Annotated in this window: 21 protein-coding genes; 16 read left to right on the forward strand and 5 right to left on the reverse strand. The window is 58.9% G+C overall.

Translation table 11 applies throughout. From position 1 onward, the window contains the following. Window positions 1-10: 10 nt before the first annotated feature. Complete coding sequence (gene rpsR, locus ACR0AU_RS01195) at window positions 11-238, reverse strand: 30S ribosomal protein S18 (protein WP_005608650.1); 228 nt, start codon at window positions 236-238, stop codon at window positions 11-13. Window positions 239-265: 27 nt separating this feature from the next. Next, entirely contained in the window at window positions 266-619 is a 354-nt protein-coding gene (gene rpsF / locus ACR0AU_RS01200; protein ID WP_068332653.1) for a 30S ribosomal protein S6, read from the reverse strand. A 278-nt stretch (window positions 620-897) separates the two neighbouring features. Between rpsF and ACR0AU_RS01205 the strand changes: the two genes are divergently transcribed. Both ACR0AU_RS01205 and ACR0AU_RS01210 read left to right on the forward strand, forming a co-directional pair. Continuing rightward, window positions 898-1,407 carry a hypothetical protein gene (locus tag ACR0AU_RS01205; RefSeq protein ID WP_255612061.1) on the forward strand — a complete coding sequence of 170 codons (510 nt, stop codon included), beginning with the start codon at window positions 898-900 and terminating at the stop codon, window positions 1,405-1,407. 126 nt (window positions 1,408-1,533) lie between these two features. Continuing rightward, window positions 1,534-2,106: a YceI family protein gene (locus ACR0AU_RS01210; protein WP_170646377.1), complete on the forward strand. Its 573-nt coding sequence runs from the start codon at window positions 1,534-1,536 to the stop codon at window positions 2,104-2,106. 53 nt (window positions 2,107-2,159) lie between these two features. On the opposite strand, the gene ACR0AU_RS01215 is transcribed toward ACR0AU_RS01210, so the two are convergent. Next, window positions 2,160-3,389, reverse strand: a complete 1,230-nt coding sequence (locus ACR0AU_RS01215; RefSeq protein ID WP_170733386.1) for a cytochrome b/b6 domain-containing protein — start codon at window positions 3,387-3,389, stop codon at window positions 2,160-2,162. Between the two features lie 172 nt (window positions 3,390-3,561). Between ACR0AU_RS01215 and fabD the strand changes: the two genes are divergently transcribed. The 7 genes from fabD (at window position 3,562) to mltG (ending at window position 9,900) form a co-directional block, all read left to right on the forward strand. Continuing rightward, window positions 3,562-4,500 carry an ACP S-malonyltransferase gene (gene fabD / locus ACR0AU_RS01220; RefSeq protein ID WP_170733385.1) on the forward strand — a complete coding sequence of 313 codons (939 nt, stop codon included), beginning with the start codon at window positions 3,562-3,564 and terminating at the stop codon, window positions 4,498-4,500. A 44-nt stretch (window positions 4,501-4,544) separates the two neighbouring features. Further along, window positions 4,545-5,282: a 3-oxoacyl-[acyl-carrier-protein] reductase gene (gene fabG, locus ACR0AU_RS01225; RefSeq protein WP_170396459.1), complete on the forward strand. Its 738-nt coding sequence runs from the start codon at window positions 4,545-4,547 to the stop codon at window positions 5,280-5,282. Window positions 5,283-5,492: 210 nt separating this feature from the next. Further along, window positions 5,493-5,726 carry an acyl carrier protein gene (locus tag ACR0AU_RS01230; RefSeq protein ID WP_008756330.1) on the forward strand — a complete coding sequence of 78 codons (234 nt, stop codon included), beginning with the start codon at window positions 5,493-5,495 and terminating at the stop codon, window positions 5,724-5,726. A gap of 140 nt (window positions 5,727-5,866) precedes the next feature. Then, window positions 5,867-6,406 (forward strand): GNAT family N-acetyltransferase, encoded by a 540-nt coding sequence (locus ACR0AU_RS01235; protein ID WP_170403143.1) that lies wholly within the window; start codon window positions 5,867-5,869, stop codon window positions 6,404-6,406. A 123-nt stretch (window positions 6,407-6,529) separates the two neighbouring features. Beyond that, window positions 6,530-7,273 (forward strand): 1-(5-phosphoribosyl)-5-[(5-phosphoribosylamino)methylideneamino]imidazole-4-carboxamide isomerase, encoded by a 744-nt coding sequence (locus tag ACR0AU_RS01240; RefSeq protein WP_170396463.1) that lies wholly within the window; start codon window positions 6,530-6,532, stop codon window positions 7,271-7,273. Between the two features lie 203 nt (window positions 7,274-7,476). Then, window positions 7,477-8,742 (forward strand): beta-ketoacyl-ACP synthase II, encoded by a 1,266-nt coding sequence (gene fabF / locus ACR0AU_RS01245; protein ID WP_170403139.1) that lies wholly within the window; start codon window positions 7,477-7,479, stop codon window positions 8,740-8,742. Beyond that, window positions 8,743-9,900, forward strand: coding sequence for an endolytic transglycosylase MltG (mltG, locus tag ACR0AU_RS01250; protein WP_480795160.1), 1,158 nt, complete (start codon window positions 8,743-8,745; stop codon window positions 9,898-9,900). It begins immediately after the preceding gene. A gap of 113 nt (window positions 9,901-10,013) precedes the next feature. Here mltG and ACR0AU_RS01255 read toward each other — a convergent pair whose 3' ends face one another. After that, window positions 10,014-11,273, reverse strand: a complete 1,260-nt coding sequence (locus ACR0AU_RS01255) for a DEAD/DEAH box helicase (protein ID WP_170512004.1) — start codon at window positions 11,271-11,273, stop codon at window positions 10,014-10,016. A gap of 325 nt (window positions 11,274-11,598) precedes the next feature. Here ACR0AU_RS01255 and ACR0AU_RS01260 point away from each other — a divergent pair, with 325 nt between their 5' ends. Both ACR0AU_RS01260 and ACR0AU_RS01265 read left to right on the forward strand, forming a co-directional pair. After that, on the forward strand, window positions 11,599-12,486 hold the full coding sequence (locus tag ACR0AU_RS01260; RefSeq protein WP_170403131.1) for a DMT family transporter: 888 nt from the start codon (window positions 11,599-11,601) through the stop codon (window positions 12,484-12,486). A 433-nt stretch (window positions 12,487-12,919) separates the two neighbouring features. Beyond that, window positions 12,920-14,290, forward strand: a complete 1,371-nt coding sequence (locus tag ACR0AU_RS01265; protein WP_480795391.1) for a DNA-packaging protein — start codon at window positions 12,920-12,922, stop codon at window positions 14,288-14,290. Between the two features lie 73 nt (window positions 14,291-14,363). Here ACR0AU_RS01265 and ACR0AU_RS01270 read toward each other — a convergent pair whose 3' ends face one another. Then, complete coding sequence (locus tag ACR0AU_RS01270) at window positions 14,364-14,618, reverse strand: hypothetical protein (RefSeq protein ID WP_170422230.1); 255 nt, start codon at window positions 14,616-14,618, stop codon at window positions 14,364-14,366. A gap of 429 nt (window positions 14,619-15,047) precedes the next feature. On the opposite strand from ACR0AU_RS01270, the gene ACR0AU_RS01275 reads away from it, so the two are divergent. The 5 genes from ACR0AU_RS01275 (at window position 15,048) to ACR0AU_RS01295 (ending at window position 19,070) form a co-directional block, all read left to right on the forward strand. Continuing rightward, window positions 15,048-15,791: a methyltransferase domain-containing protein gene (locus tag ACR0AU_RS01275; protein WP_480795161.1), complete on the forward strand. Its 744-nt coding sequence runs from the start codon at window positions 15,048-15,050 to the stop codon at window positions 15,789-15,791. Window positions 15,792-15,911: 120 nt separating this feature from the next. Beyond that, window positions 15,912-17,072 (forward strand): phage portal protein, encoded by a 1,161-nt coding sequence (locus tag ACR0AU_RS01280; protein ID WP_480795162.1) that lies wholly within the window; start codon window positions 15,912-15,914, stop codon window positions 17,070-17,072. Further along, a complete protein-coding gene (locus tag ACR0AU_RS01285; RefSeq protein ID WP_170733377.1) occupies window positions 17,065-17,283 on the forward strand; it encodes a GTA head formation protein, RCAP_rcc01685 family in 219 nt (72 codons plus the stop codon). Before ACR0AU_RS01280 ends, ACR0AU_RS01285 begins: the two co-directional genes overlap by 8 nt. Window positions 17,284-17,309: 26 nt before the next feature. Next, window positions 17,310-17,855, forward strand: a complete 546-nt coding sequence (locus tag ACR0AU_RS01290) for an HK97 family phage prohead protease (protein WP_480438661.1) — start codon at window positions 17,310-17,312, stop codon at window positions 17,853-17,855. Window positions 17,856-17,891: 36 nt separating this feature from the next. Beyond that, on the forward strand, window positions 17,892-19,070 hold the full coding sequence (locus tag ACR0AU_RS01295) for a phage major capsid protein (RefSeq protein ID WP_480795163.1): 1,179 nt from the start codon (window positions 17,892-17,894) through the stop codon (window positions 19,068-19,070). The last annotated feature ends 123 nt before the right edge of the window (window positions 19,071-19,193 follow it).

Here is a 19,193-nt window from a genome sequence, read left to right on the forward strand (position 1 = left end):
CAGTCTCTCCTTACTTCACGGCGTAGGGCAGCAGGGCGAGGAAGCGGGCGCGCTTGATAGCACGGGCCAGTTCACGCTGCTTTTTCGCCGAAACGGCGGTAATGCGCGAAGGTACGATCTTGCCACGCTCAGAGATGTAGCGCTGCAGCAGACGAGTGTCTTTGTAGTCGATTTTCGGCGCGTTCTCACCCGAGAACGGGCAGACCTTGCGGCGGCGGAAAAATGGTTTTGCGGCCATGGTTTATGTCCTTTCGTCAGGCGTTGATCAGCGGCGCTCGCGGCGGCCTTCGCGCTCATCGCGCTTCTGCATCTGGACCGAGGGGCCCTCGGCATGCTCGTCGACCTTGATGGTCAGAACGCGCATCACGTCATCATGCAGGCGCATCAGGCGTTCCATTTCCTGAACCGCACCCGAAGGGGCATCGGTTTTCAGGAAGGCATAGTGGCCTTTGCGGTTCTTGTTGATCTTGTAAGCCATCGTCTTGACGCCCCAGTACTCGCTTTCGACGACGTTGCCGCCGTTGTCAGCCAGAACGGTGCCGAAATGTTCGACAAGGCTTTCTGCCTGCGCGTTGGACAAATCCTGACGCGCGATCATTACATGCTCATACAGTGGCATGTGCACTCCTGTTTATATCAAGGCGCATTTCAAAGGCGGGGCCATATGGTCCTTCGCGACCCTGCCACGAGAGGCTGCGCGATTCATAACTCCTGCGAAGGATGGCCCCGTATACACGTTTGAGCGGGCGGGGCAAGCCCTGCCACATATGCCTTTGTGAAGTCGCCCTATTTCCACTGGTGCGCCCAATTCCTGACGCTTTTCGCCCCGAGGTTGTTCATGAAGCCGGGAGAACCCGGTAGATTGGAAAACATAGACAGGGCAAGACAATGGCCGTCATGAACACAAACACTTTTGAACAATCGGCACCTGCCGCGGTATTTGATAAATCCGTCCCCGTGCTGATTACGTTTGCGCCGAATTGGCGGGCTCGGATGTTTCTTCTGCGTGCCGTTGGTGTCTTTCTGATTGTGTCGGCCTTTTCGATGTGGTTGATGCCGGGTTCGGTTATGGGGGCCGAGGTTTGGCCTATCAAGTTAGTCGCTTCGCTGATGTTCTTGATTGTTGGCGTCAGCCTGCTGACCATCGAGGTGATGGATGCGCGCCCAGACGCCTACTTTGACCCAATCCGCCGCGAGGTTCGCATTCTTCAGAAAAACGAAAACGGTCGGCCGCAAACGGTATTGCGCCGCAGCTACGACTCGCTGGGTGGCGCGCGTTTCGCTGACGACCAGGTCGAACTGTACGATGTAGACGGAAGCCTGCTGATGAAGCTGCCACTGGAATCGGCGGATGTTGGCTCAGCGCTCAAAGGTCAACTCAGCCAAAACGTAACAATTTTCGCCTGACTTTTATTCTGTTCAAAAAGGAACAGAAGTTGTGAATCAAAAAAACTTGTGTGCTGCCCTTGGGCAGCACATTTTTGTTATCGAGCAACCCATTCGGTTTGCATTCACAAATTTGCGGAGATTGTCATGAAATCCACCCTTCTTGCTGCTGCTTTGGCCGTATCAGCGACCTCGGCGTTTGCCAGCGCCGAGAAATACGTTCTGGACCCCAGCCACAGCCAGGTCATCTTCAGCTATAACCACCTTGGCTTTTCGACTACCACGGGCATGTTTTCGGGCTTTGAGGGCGAAATCATGTTTGATCAGGAAGACCCGGCAGCATCGAGCGTGACTGTTTCGATGCCGGTCGTTGAGATGATCACCGGTTGGAAGCCGCGCGAAGATCACTTCATGACCGAAGATTTCTTTGGCGCAGCCGAAGGTGATCTGGTGACCTTCACTTCAACTGGTATTGAGGTCACTGGCGAAAACACAGCCAACATCACCGGTGATCTGACCATGAATGGTGTCACCAAATCCGTGGTTCTGGATGCCAAGCTTAACCAGGTGGGTGAGCACCCGATGGCGGGCAAGCCATGGGCCGGATTTGACGCCACCACAACGCTGGTGCGCAGCGATTTTGATTTGGGCCAATTCGCTCCATTCGTGGGTGACGAGGTCGAGGTCAATATTTCGATCGAGGCGCAGAAGGCCGACTAATCCCTTCATGATCCCAAAAAGAAACCGTCGGGGTTATGCGCCCCGGCGGTTTTTTATTTGTTGTCGCGTTCTGCCGTCAATTCGACTGCCACGATAACCGTGAACCCCAACGAATCTTCGGTGGGTTGCGATGTTCCAACGTCGAAATCCATTCGGTTGAGTTCCAGATTCCCCGACATCGTCGCTGCATCGTCGGCCAGTTCCAGCGTAAATGGCAGGACGACATCGATAGATTTGTCCCGGATTGTCAGAGGTCCTCGCGCCTCATAACCCGCATCCGTTTTGAACAGGTCGGCCTTAAATTGGGCCGTAGGAAACTGCGCACTGTCAAAGAAATCCGCACCCATCGCTTGGTCGGTGACTGTGCCGAGGCTGAGTGAACCAATGGCAATCGTTACATCGACGGAACCGGCCAACCCGGGTTCGGCGGGATCCTCAAACGCTATCGCTGCAGTCCAGTCTGCAAACTCGCCGCTTACGGGACTGCCCAGTTGCGAGATAGTAATCGACAGGGATCCGTCTTCGACCTCCCATTCCGATTGAACTTGCGCAAGTTCGGCCGTGTCTTCGGATGCTTTGGACTGGTCGTCAAAGACACCGGTGGACCAACCTCCGACCAGCACCGCGCCCCAGATTGCCAAGGCGGCGAAGGCGGGAACAATGGAATGGTGCTGCGCCGGGGGTTCCGGCGCGTCCGATTGGCCGGGCAGCATACGGCGCAGGGTGCTGTCTTTGTCCACGACATGGTGTTTCAGCGCGCCCGCTATGTGCAGCACGAGTGCCACACCCAGGGCCCAGACGAACAGCCAATGCAGGCTGGCGCTGATGTCGGCAAGGAAAGCTGACTTCGGAATAAGCGGCAGGTTCTGACCAAGGGGCCATAGGATCGGCGCGAAGCCGTCGGTGGCGGCGTGGTGGATCCAGCCGCTGAGCGGAGCCAGTACAAGCGAGCCGTACAGCAGCCAGTGCACAGTTTCGGCGGCGAAGGCCTCGGGTTTGTTTTCAGCGTTCAGCAAGCCCGGCTTCGTCTGGGTAACAGCCCAAAGGATTCGGGCCAGTGCGACGAAGAACACGGTAACACCAATGGTTTTGTGCAGTGAAAACAGCTGGGCGGCGCGGGCGATGTCATCCTCGGTCGTGGGAATGCTCGGATCGTAAATCGCATGGGCCAATTGGTTCGCGAACCAGCCCAGCGGCAGAGCCGTCAGGATCAGTAGTGCGGTCAGCCAGTGAAATGCTTTGGTTACACCACCATAGCTGGACCGGGTGTTGGTAAGGGGCATCGATTGGCTCTCCGAGTTTCTGAATTGAGGGTAAGTTAAATGGATGCCGTGTGGACACAAGACAGAGAAATGCACAGTAAAGGTGTCCTGATGCAGAACGCATGCAATGCTTGTGCCGCGCCGATTGTCAGTTTAAACCCCGCCGAAATCTGACGTCACGCAAGAGGCACCAATGACACGCGCGTTTGTTTTCCCCGGGCAGGGCGCCCAGACCATCGGAATGGGCAAGGCCTTGGCTGAGGCATATCCAGCCGCCCGCGCCGTTTTCGATGAGGTCGATGAGGCCTTGGGCGAAAAACTGAGCGATCTAATCTGGGACGGCGATATCGCAGAGCTGACCCTGACTCAGAATGCACAGCCCGCGCTGATGGCAACCTCGATGGCCGCAATGCGCGCACTTGAGGCCGAAGGCGTTTTGATTTCAATGGCATCTTATGTGGCGGGTCACTCGCTGGGTGAATACTCGGCGCTGGCTGCGGCCGGAGCCTTGACGGTTGCCGATACTGCCCGCCTGCTGCGGACGCGCGGGCAGGCGATGCAAAGTGCAGTGCCGGTGGGCGAGGGCGCAATGGCCGCCATTCTGGGGCTCGATCTTGAAGCGGTGCGCGCCGTTGCGGAAGAGGCCGCGCAAGATGAGGTCTGTCAGGCTGCCAATGACAATGACCCAACCCAAGTAGTCGTTTCTGGTTCAAAAGCCGCTGTTGAGCGCGCAGCCGAGATCGCCAAGGAAAAAGGTGCCAAGCGTGCAATTATGTTGCCGGTAAGTGCTCCATTTCACTGTGCGCTGATGCAGCCTGCGGCAGATGTAATGGCAGAGGCATTGGCTTCGGTTGAAATCAAAGCGCCTGCCGTGCCTTTGGTTGCGAATGTTCGCGCCGAAGCTGTGGCTGATCCAGATATGATCCGTCAGTTGCTGGTGGAACAGGTCACCGGCTCGGTTCGGTGGCGTGAGAGCGTACAGTACATGGTCGCGCAGGGTGTGACCGAAGCGTGGGAGATCGGCGCGGGCAAAGCTCTGTCGGGAATGATCCGCAAGATCGATCGAGCATTGGCGTGCACAGCGGTCGGGACGCCTGAAGATGTACAAAAAGCCGTTAACCCCGGCGCATGAACAAGGGACAGCCGCCGGATTCGGCGGCCAGAGAGGAAACATAGATGTTTGATTTGACAGGTAAGAATGCGCTAATCACCGGTGCTTCGGGTGGTATTGGCGGCGATATCGCCCGCGCGCTTTACGACGCTGGTGCAACTGTTGGCCTTTCCGGAACGCGCGTGGAGCCTCTGCAAGCTCTGGCCGACAGCCTTGGCGATCGTGCGCATGTCTTGCCGTGTAACCTGAGCGATCCCGAAGCCGTCGAGGCCCTGCCGAAACAAGCGGCTGAGGCGATGGGCTCGGTTGATATTCTGGTGAACAACGCAGGCATCACACGCGACAACCTGTTCATGCGCATGTCGGATGAAGAATGGCAGAGCGTGATCGACGTGAACATGACCGCAACGATGAAGCTGTGCAAAGGCGTGATCAGGGGCATGATGAAGGCGCGCTGGGGTCGGATCGTCAATGTCTCGTCCGTTGTGGCTGCGATCGGAAATCCAGGGCAGGCGAACTATGCTGCCTCCAAGGCCGGCATGATCGGCTTTTCCAAGGCGCTGGCGCATGAGGTTGCGACCCGTGGCATTACCGTTAATGCGGTTGCGCCGGGCTTTATCACCACCGCGATGACCGAGAAGCTGACGGATGAGCAAAAGAAGGGTCTGCTGCTCAAGGTTCCGGCCGGTCGTATGGGTGATCCGCAGGAAATCGCAGCCGCTGTGCTGTATCTGGCAAGCCCTGAAGCAGGTTATGTTACCGGAAGCACCTTGCATGTGAATGGCGGTATGGCCATGTTGTAATCGCAATTCAGGGTGGGCGCGAAAGCGTTTGCCTTGTGCGTTGTCTGTGCTATAGGCGGCGCATATGCGCAGGAACCGGTCCAAGGGCCGGTTCTCTGATTTCCCGGGGACCCGGGACCCAAACCGCCCGGAAAGGGCAAAACAAGTCCACCCCGAACGGGCAAGGGCAGAACCGGGCGGACAGCCCTGAAATTGAAATGAGGAATAGACATGAGCGACGTCGCAGATCGCGTAAAGAAGATCGTTGTTGAGCACCTGGGTGTTGAAGAGGACAAGGTTGCGGAAAACGCCTCGTTCATCGACGATCTGGGCGCAGACAGCCTGGACACCGTTGAGCTGGTAATGGCGTTCGAAGAAGAGTTCGGCATCGAGATTCCGGACGACGCAGCCGAGACCATCCAGACCTTTGGCGACGCGGTCAAATTCATCAGCGAAGCTTCCTAAGCTGACCTGACTGAGGCAAAAACGGCGCTTCCGGGCAACGGAAGCGCCGTTTTTTTTGCTCTGCCACATTTCGCGCTTGCTTTGAGGCGTTGAGGCTCCGCACTCTGACACCTGAGGCAAGTTTCTGAGCGGGCAAGGGCATGATAAGATCCACCCCGATGATCAACACGGCGCGTCTGACCTTGTGTGCAATGCGGCCCGAGGATTTCAACCGGTTCGCCGAAATCTGGCGCGACCCCGAAGTTGTACGCCATATCGGAGGCACCCCGAAAACGCGCGGCGAGGCGTGGGATTCTTTCCTGCGCAACGCTGGACATTGGCAGATGACCGGGTTCGGTCAATGGGGTGTGATGCTGCAGTCGAATCGTACTCTGATCGGGCAAGCCGGGTTCTTCTATGGCAACCGGTCTCTGGGCGATGATTTTGATGGTTTTCCCGAAGCCGGCTGGGTTCTGGCCCCGGACATGCAGGGGCAAGGATACGGGTGTGAGGCCGCGCAGGCGGCGCACGACTGGTTCGACCGGATCATTCCGGGCCCGTTGGTTGCGCTGATCGACGCGGACCATGCAGCCTCACAGCGATTGGCTGAAAAGCTGGGCTACAAGCTGTTGCGCGAAGCTGAATACCGCGACACCCCCGTTCATCTGTTTCGCCGTGACGGACCTCCGACACGGGTGTGAAGCGCATTGGGCAGTGCGATGCCGCAAAATGGACGAGCTTTGCCGATCTTGTGAAATAAAGCGGCAAACTGAGACTCTATGCTATCGTGGAATTACGGAATGATTCAGCGGAGGATATGAATCATGATGATTTACCCCACGATGGAGTTGCAGAACGGTCGGTGCGTTACGCTGGACAAGGGGCGTCTGGATGAAGCGATGATCTGGCATGTAGATCCGGTCGAGACCGCGCGCGGCTGGTCTGCGGCTGGAGCGGAATGGATGCAGCTTACGGATTTTGACGCGATCGAAGGCCGGGATACCAATTCCGAGCTGATCGAAGAAATCATTCGCTCCTCTGAAATGTCAGTACAGTTGGCAGGGGGGATGCGGACCCGCGAGCATGTTGAACATTGGATCAACAAAGGGGCTGGCCGAATCGTGATTGGCACACTTGCGGCTTGGGACCCACAGTTGGTTAAGGAATTGGCTAAGCTTTATCCCGATCAGATCGTGTTGGCGGTCGATGTTTGGCAAGGGCAAGTGATGACCGAAGGTTGGCGTAGCCAAAGTGCGTTTACCCCGGAAGCCTTCATCGAAGCTTTCGCGGATACGCCTCTTGCTGCCATTCTGGTGACCGATATCGATAGCGATATGGAAGACGTCGAGGCGCAGCTGGGTCTGATTTCAGGACTGGCCGAAAAATCGCGTACACCGATCATAGCCAGCGGTGTCGTGCGTACCAGCGACGATATCTCTCGTCTCGCCTATATCTCGAATATTTCGGGTGCGATCGTTGGCCGGGCACTGTTCCGCAAGTCCGTCGATCTGTCCGAAGCATTGGAAGTCGCCCAATCGGCACACGAGCCAGTCGCCGAGTTCCAGTAAACTTCAGTACCAGACGACCCGCCTTTCCCGTTGAAGGAAGGGCGGGTTTTTGCCTTTCAGGCATCGTTCAACTGAATTGACAGAGGATTTGAACAGGTTACGGCACAAGGATGCCGGTTCAGAATATGCCGTTGCTCTTGCCCCCGCACCCCGGGCCGGGGTATGAGCGGTTCTCATAACAGGAAGCAGGCAAGAGGCACTTCATGCGCAGAGTCGTTGTAACCGGTCTTGGATTGGTCACTCCTTTGGCCAGTGGGGTCGAGGAAACATGGTCACGGCTGCTGGATGGAGAATCCGGCGCAGGACCAATCACGCAGTTTGATGCCGAGGCAAGCGGGGTCACCACGACCTATGCCTGCGAAGTGCCGCGCGGAGATGGCACCAACGGGACGTTTAATCCTGACGATTGGATGCCGCCGAAAGAACAGCGCAAGATTGAAGATTTCATCCTATATTCCATCGCTGCAGCCGAGATGGCTTGCAAGGATGCCAATTGGCTGCCCGAAGACGAAGAAGACCGCCTGCGCACGGGCGTTCTGATTGGGTCCGGTATCGGTGGGCTGGGATCAATTGCCAACACGGCCAACCTGATCCGCGACAAAGGTCCCCGTAGGGTTTCTCCGTTCTTTATCCCGGGCGCGCTGATCAATCTGGCCTCGGGGCAGGTTTCGATCCGTCATGGGTTCAAGGGGCCGAACCACTCGGTCGTGACTGCTTGCTCGACCGGTGCTCATGCGATCGGTGATGCCAGCCGCATCATCCGCGCCGGGGATGCAGACGTGATGATCGCAGGCGGCGGCGAGGGCTGTATTTGCGAAATCGGTATCGCCGGCTTCAACGCCTGCAAGGCGCTGTCGACCAAATACGCCGATGATCCGAAGAAAGCGAGCCGCCCCTATGACATCGACCGCGACGGTTTCGTCATGGGCGAAGGTGCAGGCATTGTAGTTCTTGAGGATTACGAACACGCCAAAGCGCGCGGTGCCAAGATTTATGCCGAGGTTCTGGGCTATGGGATGTCGGGTGACGCTTATCACATCACCGCGCCGTCCGAGGATGGCGACGGGGCCGAACGCTCGATGAAAGCAGCGCTGCGTAGTGCGGGGCTTGAGCCGAAGGATCTGGATTACATCAACGCGCATGGCACCTCGACCATGGCGGATACAATTGAACTGGGTGCAGTTGAGCGCCTGCTGGGGGATCACGCCAGCAACGCGACGATGACATCGACCAAATCGGCCACTGGTCACCTGCTGGGCGCTGCTGGCGCGATTGAGGCGATCTTTTCGATCCTTGCGATCCGCGATCAGGTTGCACCGCCGACCATCAACCTGGACAACCCTGCGGTGGAGACTCCGATCGACTTGGCACCGAATGCAAAACGAGAGCGTGAGATCAACGTGGCCTTGTCAAATTCGTTCGGCTTCGGCGGCACCAATGCAAGTGTGATCTTCGGAAAGGTCAACTAAATGTGGCGAGCGCTCGCTTCGAACGCGTTGACAATACTGATCGTTGGGCTGTTCCTGATGGGCGGTGTCGTCCTGTGGGGGCAGTCGCAATACAAGTCAGAAGGACCGCTGGAAACCGCGATCTGCCTGCAGGTAAAGCCGGGCTCCAACATGACACGGGTCAGCCGCGACCTCGAGGATCAAGGTGCGATCAGCAGCGGGTTGATTTTCCGCTTAGCTGCTGATTACACAGACAAATCTCAGCAGCTGAAAGCGGGTAGCTTTCTGGTTCGCGAAGGCGCGTCGATGGAGCAAATCGTCGACGACATAACTCATAGCGGCGCCAGCACTTGCGGGACCGAGATCGAATACCGCATTGGTGTGACCCGTATGCAGACCCGCGTGCGGGAACTGAACCCGGCGACTCTGGATTTTGATGAGGTGGCTTCCTTTGTGATCGGCGAAGAGGACGCCCCGGAAGTTTATGCAGAAAAACGCGGTGAGGCGGATACGCGTTATCGCATCTCGTTAGCTGAAGGCGTTACCAGTTGGCAGATTGTCGAGTCGCTAAAGGCGATGGATTTGCTAACCGGTGAAGTAGCCGATTTGCCCGCTGAAGGGAGGTTGGCCCCTGACAGTTATGAGGTCAGACCCGGTGAAGATCGGAATGCAATTCTTGCTGAAATGCAGGAAAAACAACAGCTTAGAATCAACGCAGCGTGGGAGGGGCGTCAGGATGGTTTACCTCTGAACAGCCCCGAAGAGATGCTGATTTTGGCTTCGATCATCGAAAAAGAAACAGGTCAGCCGGAAGAGCGTGGCCAGGTAGCCAGCGTTTTCGTTAACCGTCTGAACCAAGGTATGAGGCTGCAGACAGACCCGACGGTGATCTATGGTGTAACCAAAGGGCAGGGTACTTTGGGTCGCGGTTTGCGGCAAAGCGAACTGCGCCGTGCGACGCCTTGGAACACCTATGTTATCGAAGGGCTGCCACCCACCCCGATTGCCAATCCGGGTCTCGCGAGCCTTGAGGCTGCGGTGGCACCTGACAACACGGATTTCATCTTCTTTGTTGCGGACGGAACCGGTGGTCATGCCTTTGCCGAGACCCTGCAAGAGCACAATCGCAACGTCGCAAAGTGGCGTGAGATCGAGGCCGAGCGGAATTCCGGGAACTGATTCAATCGTCCGTGTTGTACAGGTTTGAAACGGCACTTTGTCCGACTTGTACAACACGAAGCTCTGACCCCGATAAAGCAACGGCCCGATCAATCGACCGGGCCGTTTCTTATTCAGGCCGCTTTCGCGCGACGCGGTCGGCGGCGTTTCTGACCGCCCGGTTTGGGCGCACCAGAGTGCTGAGGTTTCGGGCCGCGACGGCGGTTGCTTGGGCGGCGCGGGGTTTTCTTTGGTGAGATTGCTTCAGGCATCTCACCGCTGGCGACCGGGATTTCGATCTTCATCAGCTTCTGAATCTGACGCAGCAGGTCGACCTCTTCCGCCGAGCAGAAGGCAATGGCCTCGCCCTCGCGGCCTGCGCGAGCGGTGCGGCCGATGCGGTGGACATAGTTGTCCGGTACCTCGGGCAGGTCGTAGTTGATCACATAGGCCACGCCCGGAATATCGATGCCGCGCGCGGCGACGTCGGTAGCGACGAGGACGTTCACCTCACCCGCGCGGAAGGCCTTGATGGCGCGGTCGCGCTGGCCCTGGCTTTTGTTGCCGTGGATGGAAGCAGCGTTGAACCCATCCGCGACCAGCCCCTTCATCAGCTTTTCGGCCCCGTGTTTGGTGCGGGAGAAGACCAACGTCAGCGCGTCCATGTCAGCCGAGAGGATCTCGCGCAGTTTGGCGGGTTTTGCAGGCTTTTCAACAAAGTGGATCGACTGCGTGATCTTGTCGGCTGCTTTGCCGGGGGGCGAGACCTGCACCCGTTGCGGGTTGGTCAAATAGGCACGGCTGAGCTCTTCCATTTGCTTCGGCATGGTGGCCGAGAACAGCATGGTTTGGCGCGGCGTGCCCAGTTCCGGCGCGATCCGACGCAGGGCATGGATGAAGCCCATATCGAGCATCTGGTCAGCCTCGTCCAGCACGAGGTGCTTGACTGAACCCAGATTAACCGCACCGCGATCCATCAGGTCGATCAGGCGACCGGGGGTGGCGACAAGAATGTCGGTGCCGCGCGCCAGAAACATGATCTGCTTGTTGATCGACTGACCGCCAACCACGGTCGCGACGCGGATCTTGGTTTTCTTGGTCAAGTTGCGAAGGCTGTCGGCGATCTGGTTGACCAACTCGCGGGTGGGCGCAAGGATCAGCGCCTTGGCGGTTTTGGGATCGGGCTTGCCGGGCTGGGCCAGCAGATGGTCGATCAGCGGCAGGCCAAAGGCCAATGTCTTACCTGTACCGGTCTGGGCGAGGCCAAGGATATCGTGACCATTCAGGGCCAGCGGGATCGCCTGGTTCTGGATCGGGGTCGGTTGAGTGAAGTTGGCGCGTTTGAGCGCATCATTTAGAGCGGGCGCAAGGCCCAGCATATCGAAGTCGAACAAATAACTATCCTTTACAGCCCGAGGCAAAGGTCCACGGGCAAGTCGTGATGGGCCGCTTCCGCGACCGGCAGGGGTTGTGCGAAACCTCAGGACGTGCAGGCGTTCCCTGCAGCATCTGGTTGTCGCGTCAAGAACCCTGCGTGATGGGGAACTATGGGTGAATCGGGCGCTGTTGGGGGCGGTGTCGCCCACGTGCTCACGCGGTAGCGCTGTTTGAGGGGCACATGCGCCTTGCGGTCGCGATTGTCAAGCGCCGTGTCGGCCATAAGCTTGCGCGGGTTGCGCGTTTGCCAGATACGGTTCGGAAGGTTTTATGAGTCGGGTCATGACATTCAGAGCTTTACACGGAGCGGATTTGAGGACCGCCAGCGTCGCCCTTGTCATCGGCGGGATGATGTGGGGGCTGTACTGGATTCCGGTTCGCTACTTTGTCGACCAAGGACTGGATGGCCCATGGCCCGGTATTGTGATGTACACCTCGGCGTTGATCGTACTGACGCCTTTCCTGATGCGCGAACGGCAAGCGCTTTTGAAAGACTGGCGCGGGCTGATCTTCAGCGGGATGTTCACCGGTGCTGCGTTCAGCTTGTTTACCATCAGTCTGGTTTACACAGATGTCGTCCGGTCAATCCTGCTGTTCTATCTGACACCGGTCTGGGGAACGATCCTTGGAATGGTGTTTCTGGGTGAACGTCTTGGCCCGGCGCGCGTGCTGGGCTTACTCTGCGGTCTGGGTGGCATGTTCATCGTGCTTGGCGGAGAACAGGGGTTTCCCTGGCCGCGCAATACTGGAGACTGGCTGGCCCTGATCTCGGGGATCACTTGGGCGATGGGATCGCTGGGGCTTTATCGGACGTCCGGTATCTCTGTTCCGGGGCAGGTTTTTGCCTTTATTTCAGGCGCTTTGGTTTTGTCTCTGCTGAGCCTTCCATTCGGCGGCGGTTTGGCGTCATCAGAGGCAGTCGGCGAGATGGTTATACGAATCGGCCCGGTCGCGTTGCTGTCGGTCCTGTACACCTTGCCGATGTTTTTTCTGACGATTTGGCCCGCAACCAAGCTGACCCCGGCACGCGTTGGTCTACTGCTGATGAGCGAAGTTGTGGTGGGCCTGATCTCGGCGGCGGTCTTCTCGGGCGAGCCGTTTGGGATGAGAGAAGCATTGGGTGCGGCTTTGATCGTAAGCGCTGCGTTTCTTGAGGTCATGCGGGGCTGATCGTTAACGGATCGGACGCCGGGTGTTGCGTCCGCGTTGCGTAACGCATTGACTTTGCGCGCTTTTCTTGGTATGAATTGTGTCATGCTAGAAGAGGTGGGCAACGGCCCCGGGGCGACCCGGCGGTCGTTTTTCGTTTCTCTCGTGCGGAAAAACTCACGCATGAGGTCACAGGCAAACATGACTTTGATTACCCCGGAAGAGCGGATTTCTCAGACGGCTGATTTATTGCGGTCGCTTGAGCGATCCATTCGCGATCTGCGCCAAGCGGCGGAAGAACTGCGAAAACAGATCGGTGCCGGGGAGGATGCAGACCTTGCCGGAACAGGCAAGCAACTGGGTCAGCTAGAGGGGCTGATTCGCAGTTGCCAGAAAGTGGAGACAAGCTTTGTTGAACAACATCACAGACAAGCCGGAATTGCCCAAGGGGGCTATGCGCTCGACCTTGATCGGGCACGATCTGAGATCGGGTGCAGGCTGGCTCGCCTCCGCGCCTGCTGCGGTGCAGGGCAGATTTCTGAGTGAGATCGGGGAGGGGGGGCTGTGTGCCCTCCCTTTCCTGTTCGAGTTCTGGGCGCTGCCGCATCAGTTGCCGCCTGAAGGGGATTGGCGGTCCTGGGTGATCATGGGTGGGCGCGGGGCTGGCAAAACGCGGGCCGGGGCCGAATGGGTGCGGTCGGTGGTCGAGGGGTCTTTGCCTTTGGATAAGGGTGAGGCCAGTCGCGTGGCTTTGGTCGGTGAGACCTTTGATCAGGTGCGCGATGTGATGATCTTTGGGGATAGTGGGATATTGCAGTGTTCACCGCCGGATCGGCGGCCTGTGTGGAAGGCATCCGAACGCAAGCTGGTCTGGCCCAACGGGGCCGAGGCGCAGGCGTTTTCGGCGCATGATCCGGAGGGTTTGCGCGGGCCGCAGTTTGATGCGGCCTGGGTGGATGAGCTGGCCAAGTGGAAGAAGGCGGGCGAGACCTGGGATATGTTGCAATTTGCGCTGCGCTTGGGGGATCGGCCTCGGGTCTGTGTGACCACGACGCCGCGCAATGTGAAGGTTTTGAAGGATTTGCTGGCGTCACCGTCTACGGTGCAGACCCATGCACCGACCGAGGCGAACCGGGCCAATCTGGCGGATTCGTTTCTGGACGAGGTGCGCGCGCGATACGCGGGCACACGGCTGGGGCGGCAGGAGTTGGACGGGGTGCTGCTGTCGGATGCCGAAGGAGCACTGTGGACAGGTTCGGTGCTGGAGGCGACGCGCTGTGCGCAGGTGCCCGCGTTGGATCGTATCGTCGTGGCGCTGGACCCGGCTGTGACGGCGGGGGCGGATGCGGATGCCTGTGGGATCGTGGTTGTGGGTGCGCGGGTGCAGGGGCCGCCTGAAGAGTGGCGCGCCTATGTGCTGGCCGACAGGACGGTGCAGGGTGTTGGTCCTGCGGGCTGGGCGCAGGCGGCGATTGACGCGATGGATGAATTCGGGGCCGAACGGCTGGTGGCCGAGGTCAATCAGGGTGGGCAACTGGTGGAAGAGGTCGTGCGGCAGGTGGACCCTCTGGTGCCTTATCGCGCGGTGCGGGCGTCGCGCGGCAAGGTCGCGCGGGCCGAGCCTGTGGCGGCTTTGTACGAGCAAGGGCGGGTGGCGCATGTCGCCGGACTGGATTCTCTGGAAGAGCAGATGTGCCAGATGACTGCGCGCGGGTTCGAGGGGCAGGGCTCGCCCGACCGCGTCGACGCGCTGGTCTGGGCGCTGCATGAGCTGGTCGTAGGGCCCGCGGGGGCGTTTCGGCGGCCGAGGGTGCGGAGTTTGTGAGCAATTTGAGGGTTGCTCTACAAACAATCAAATTTCGACTAAAGAGCTGATCTTTCGCTGGGCGCATTCAGGTTCAGGACGTTGGGTACTCTTGATTCCAACTGTCCTCGTATTCTCCGAGCAAACGCGACAATGTCAGCAGCGAAGAAAACAGCCTTGCGTGGACATCCGGCGACATCATTGTTTTGTAGTCATCAAGCAGCTGCACAAGAACGACTACGTTGGAGGCAAACACCTCGTAGACGTGTTTGTCGGCAGCAGTAGGTTCCTTGGTCCAGTTATTGTTCGTATCGGAGTGTCCGGACGGTGCAGGTTCGTTTTCAGTCATCGGGTGGCCTCTTCAATTTGAAGCACACTTGGGGGCATGTGAAACGCAGACAATTGCCATGGCACGAAATCACAAGAACTTGGCGGCGATTGCAAAGGAATTAGGTTAAATGTCCAGCGAGCTGCTAAACCTTGCAATCGGCCATGCTGGAGTCAGGTGCAGGGCTCGGCTGACCGGGTCGATGCTCTGGTCTGGGCGTTGCATGAGTTGGTGGTAGGGCCTGCGGGGGCGTATCGGCGGTCTAGGGTGCGGAGTTTGTGAAGCCATAGATGCGAGGAATCGCGAGAAGGTCGCACATCTCGTTTCGAATCGAGAGAGGGTGTAGGGTCTTTTGTGTCGGGGTTCTTATAACTGAGCCGGAGAGACACTATGGAACCTACTGTTTCACAAGAGGAACTGGACGCTGGGCGTGGCTATGAGGAGCTGTTTGTGCCCGCATTGTTTGCGCCGTGGCCCCCACATTTGGTGAAATCCGCCGGAGTCCAAGCGGGCCAGCAGGTTTTGGACATTGCATGCGGCAGCGGTGTTCTGGCGCGGCACTTGTTATCAGTGGTCGGCGATGCAGGCCATGTAACCGGGCTCGATCCGGCGCCAGGGATGATTGCGGCTGCGCGAGAGGTCGAGCCGCGCATTGACTGGGTTTTGGCCGGTGCAGAGGATACCGGGCTGGAGAGTGGCGTTTTTGACGCCGTACTCTCTCAGTTCGGCATTATGTTTTTCCAAGATCGTAATCAAGCGGCACGCGAAATGTACCGTGTGCTCAAGCCGGATGGAGTGGTTTCAGTAGCTGTTTGGAATGATCTGGATCACAATCCGGCCTATCATGCGATAATCAAACTTCTGGAGTCGGAAATCAGCAGGGCGGCCGCAGATGCCCTGAGATTACCCTACTCGTTGGGAAGATCTGAAAAGGTCGCGTCAGTCTATGAAAAGGCTGGCTTCTTGGACATTTCAGTTACCAACAAAACCGAGCCGGCGAGGTTCCCAAGCGCTAGAATAATGGTTGAGGCCGATTTGCGCGGATGGTTGCCTCTATTTGATATTCACCTGAGTGAAGAGAAAATCGCGAGTGTCTTAGCTTGTGCAGACGACGCTCTTGCAGAGTTCCGCGCGGTCAACGGCGAAGTCGTATTTCAGGCGTCAGCTTATATTGTCAGCGGCAGGAAACCCTGATTGGTTGTCGGTCCGCTTCCGTTGCCCAACTCCCGTACGCCCTATTCCCAAGCCTTAAACTTCTTTCCGTCATAACTCCTTTCAACAAGCCGGGCAGAGCGGCGGCAGAAAGGAGCACAGATGGTATTCGATTTCTTGCGTCGTGGATCGGCGGGCGAAGCGCCCGAGGCGAAGGCGAGCGCGGCGGGGCCTGTGGTGGCGTGGCAGACGGGCGGGCGCGTGGCGTGGAGCCCCAGGGATGCGGTGTCGCTGACGCGCACAGGGTTTTCGGGGAATCCGGTGGGGTTCCGCTCGGTCAAGCTGATTGCCGAGGCGGCGGCGGCCTTGCCACTGGTGCTGCAGGATCAGGCGCAGCGCTATGATACCCATCCGATCCTGTCCCTGATGCGCCGTCCGAATGCGGCGCAGGGGCGGGCGGAGTTGATGGAGGCGCTGTTCGGGCAGTTGCTGCTGTCAGGCAATGCTTATGTCGAAGCGGTACGGGCCGAGGAAGGCTTGCCGATAGAGCTGCATGTGCTGCGCTCGGACCGGATGAGCGTGGTGCCGGGGGCAGATGGGTGGCCCAAGGCGTATGACTATGCCGTGGGCGGGAAGAAGCACCGGTTTGCGGCGGAAAATATCTGCCATATTAAGTCGTTCCACCCTCAGGATGACCATTATGGGTTCTCTCCGATGCAAGCGGCGGCGATGGCGATCGATGTGCACAACAGCGCGTCTCGGTGGTCTAAATCGTTGTTGGATAATGCGGCGCGGCCTTCGGGGGCGCTGGTGTGGAAGGGCGATGGCCATGGGGTGATGGCCGAAGATCAGTTCCGGCGTCTGTCCGATGAGATCGAGCAGAACTATCGCGGGGCGCGCAATGCGGGCCGCCCGATGGTTCTGGAAGGGGGGCTGGATTGGAAGCCGATGGGGTTCTCTCCGTCCGATATGGAGTTTCAAAAGACCAAGGAAGCCGCCGCCCGCGAGATCGCGCTGGCCTTTGGGGTCCCGCCGATGCTGCTGGGGATCCAGGGCGACGCGACCTATTCGAACTATCAGGAGGCCAACCGGGCGTTCTATCGCCTGACCGTGCTGCCCCTGGTGACGCGGGTGGCGGCGGCGGTGTCGGAATGGCTGGCGGGCTTTACCGGTGAGGATCTGGTGCTGAAACCCGATCTGGATCAGGTACCCGCGCTGTCGGCGGAACGGGATGCGCAATGGGCGCGGGTGAGCGGGGCCGAATTCCTGAGCAATGCTGAGAAACGTGCGTTGCTGGGGCTGCCGGAGCGTGGCGATGGGTGACGGGTATCCTCCGTTCGACTGCGCGCCGGGCCTGCGCCTGGCCGCGCATGAGCGGGTGACCGAGATCCAGCATGCGCACCTGTGCAGGCGGTTGGATCAGATTGAAGAGATGATGGAGCGGCTGGAGAAGCGGTTATGGCTGACAGTGTACGGCGTGGCTGCGGTGATTTTGGCGCAGGCGTTTCAGTCATTCCTTGCGGTAACGCCATAATGTCAGCGGGTTACATGGAGAAGTTCATGGATTTGGAACATAAATTCGCGCGGTTTGGGGACGGCTTGTCGGTGACCGAGGACGCTGTGATCGAGGGCTACGCCAGCCTGTTCGGGCAGGTCGATCAGGGCAGCGACGTGGTGCAGCGCGGGGCGTATCGCGGCTCGCTTGACGGGCTGGCCAAAGCGGGTCAGCGGGTCAAGATGCTGTGGCAGCACGACCCGGCGCAGCCCATCGGTGTTTGGGACGACGTGCGCGAGGATGACAAGGGCCTTTGGGTCAAGGGACGTTTGCTGGAGAGCACGCAGAAAGGCCGTGAGGCGGCCGAGTTGATCCGGGCGGGGGCGATGGACGGCCTGTCGATTGGCTATCGCACCAAACGGGCTGTGAAAAATGACAAGGGCCAGCGGGTCCTGACCGAACTGGAGCTGTGGGAGGTGTCTTTGGTGACCTTCCCGATGCTGCCCAGTGCGCGGGTGGCAGCGAAGGGTTTTGAGCCTGACGTTGAAAACACCTGGCGCAGTATTGCCGAGGTGTTCAACGACGCTCGGCAGGAGCTGGCGCGGACCTAGCGCGCCTCAATACCCACCCAAAAACAGGACATGCTGATGAGCAAGACCGAGACCCCGGCCTTGACCGGAGAGGGTGCGCCCCTGGTTCAGGAGGTGAAGCAGGCGATGGCTGGCTTCGTGAATGAATTCAAGGGCCTGAAGGCTGAAGTTAAAACCAAACTGCAACAGACAGAAGAGCGACTGACCATGCTGGATCGTAAATCAACCATCGCGGCGCGTCCGCATCTTGCGGCCTCGATCGAGGACGGTGCCCCGCATCAAAAGGCATTCGACGCCTATGTGCGTTCGGGCGAGGATGACGGGCTGCGCGGGCTGGAGATTGAGGCCAAGTCGCTTTCGACGGCAGTCAACAGCGATGGTGGCTATCTGGTCGATCCGCAGACGGCTGAGATGATCAAGTCGGTGTTGAATTCGACTGCTTCGATCCGTTCGATTGCGTCGGTGGTGAATGTCGAGGCGAACTCGTTCGACGTGCTGATCGATCACACAGATGTGGGCGCGGGTTGGGCGGATGAGAATTCGGCCACGGCTGAGACGTCGACTCCGTCGATTGATCGGATTTCGATCCCGCTGCACGAGCTGAGTGCTTTGCCCAAGGCGTCGCAGCGTCTGTTGGATGACAGTGCGTTTGACGTCGAAGGCTGGCTTGCCGGTCGTATCGCTGACAAGTTTGCGCGGGCCGAGGCGGCGGCGTTCATCATTGGCGATGGTGTGGACAAGCCCAAGGGCATCCTGACCCACCGCACGATGGAGAACGGCAGCTGGGGCTGGGACAGCCTGGGTTATGTCGCGTCGGGCATTGATGGCGGCGTTGATGCGGATGCCATTGTGGACGTGGTCTATGCGCTGGGCGCGCAGTACCGGGTGAACGGCACTTTCGTGATGAACTCGAAAACCGCGGGTCTGATCCGCAAGCTGAAGGACAGCGATGGCCGCTTCCTTTGGTCGGATGGCCTAGCCGCTGGTGAGCCTGCGCGTCTGATGGGCTATCCGGTGCTGATTGCCGAGGACATGCCGGATGCGGCGACCGACAGCTATTCGATTGCCTTCGGTGACTTCCAGTCGGGCTACACCATAGCCGAACGTCCCGATCTGCGCGTGCTGCGCGATCCGTTCAGCGCCAAGCCGCATGTCCTGTTCTACGCGACCAAGCGCGTGGGCGGTGATGTGAGCGATTTTGCTGCAATCAAACTGCTGAAATTCGGCATCGCCTAAGCGGTGGCGGATCCGGGGGGCTGCAAGGCCCCTCGGGCGGCGGGCGCGGGCCGGGGTGAGATCCCCCGCGTTGTCTAGCTGCTCCCCTCCGTCCGAGCAACGTGGGGCGGCGCGTGCCCGTCA

It is taken from the genome of Ruegeria sp. CG1 (assembly GCF_056537265.1).